Origin of the sequence: Rahnella perminowiae, from assembly GCF_019049755.1 — a bacterium.
Taxonomy (GTDB): Bacteria; Pseudomonadota; Gammaproteobacteria; order Enterobacterales; family Enterobacteriaceae; genus Rahnella; species Rahnella perminowiae.
The window spans coordinates 1-1,278 of record NZ_JAFMOS010000163.1 but is presented as its reverse complement, the minus strand read 5'-3'; the positions used below and the strand labels follow the sequence as shown (position 1 = coordinate 1,278).

The following is a 1,278-nucleotide window of genomic DNA, read 5'->3' as shown; positions in this document are numbered from 1 at the left end:
CTCTACCTGACCACCTGTGTCGGTTTGGGGTACGATTTCGTGTTACCTGGAGCTTAGAGGCTTTTCCTGGAAGCATGGCATCAGCTACTTCACCACCGTAGTGGCTCGTTATCACGCCTCAGGGTTAGTATGTAACCGGATTTACCAGGTCACACCCCCTACACGCTTGAACCGGGACAACCGTCGCCCGGCCAGCCTAGCCTTCTCCGTCCCCCCTTCGCAGTAACACCAAGTGCTGGAATATTAACCAGCTTCCCATCGACTACGCTTTTCAGCCTCGCCTTAGGGGTCGACTCACCCTGCCCCGATTAACGTTGGACAGGAACCCTTGGTCTTCCGGCGTGCGGGTTTTTCACCCGCATTATCGTTACTTATGTCAGCATTCGCACTTCTGATACCTCCAGCAAACCTCACAGTTCACCTTCGACGGCTTACAGAACGCTCCCCTACCCAACAACGCCTAAGCGTCGCTGCCGCAGCTTCGGTGCATGGTTTAGCCCCGTTACATCTTCCGCGCAGGCCGACTCGACCAGTGAGCTATTACGCTTTCTTTAAATGATGGCTGCTTCTAAGCCAACATCCTGGCTGTCTATGCCTTCCCACATCGTTTCCCACTTAACCATGACTTTGGGACCTTAGCTGGCGGTCTGGGTTGTTTCCCTCTTCACGACGGACGTTAGCACCCGCCGTGTGTCTCCCGTGATAACATTCTTCGGTATTCGTAGTTTGCATCGAGTTGGTAAGCCGGGATGGCCCCCTAGTCGAAACAGTGCTCTACCCCCGAAGATGAGTTCACGAGGCGCTACCTAAATAGCTTTCGGGGAGAACCAGCTATCTCCCGGTTTGATTGGCCTTTCACCCCCAGCCACAAGTCATCCGCTAATTTTTCAACATTAGTCGGTTCGGTCCTCCAGTTAGTGTTACCCAACCTTCAACCTGCCCATGGCTAGATCACCGGGTTTCGGGTCTATACCTTGCAACTTGACGCCCAGTTAAGACTCGGTTTCCCTACGGCTCCCCTATTCGGTTAACCTTGCTACAAAATATAAGTCGCTGACCCATTATACAAAAGGTACGCAGTCACCTAACAAGTAGGCTCCCACTGCTTGTACGTACACGGTTTCAGGTTCTATTTCACTCCCCTCGCCGGGGTTCTTTTCGCCTTTCCCTCACGGTACTGGTTCACTATCGGTCAGTCAGGAGTATTTAGCCTTGGAGGATGGTCCCCCCATATTCAGACAGGATGTCACGTGTCCCGCCCTACTCATCGAACTCACA

1 rRNA gene is annotated in these 1,278 nt (G+C 53.1%); it reads right to left on the bottom strand.

Annotation, left to right across the window (positions count from 1 at the left end):
- A 23S ribosomal RNA gene (locus tag J1785_RS00905) occupies positions 1–1,278 on the bottom strand; the annotation flags it as partial.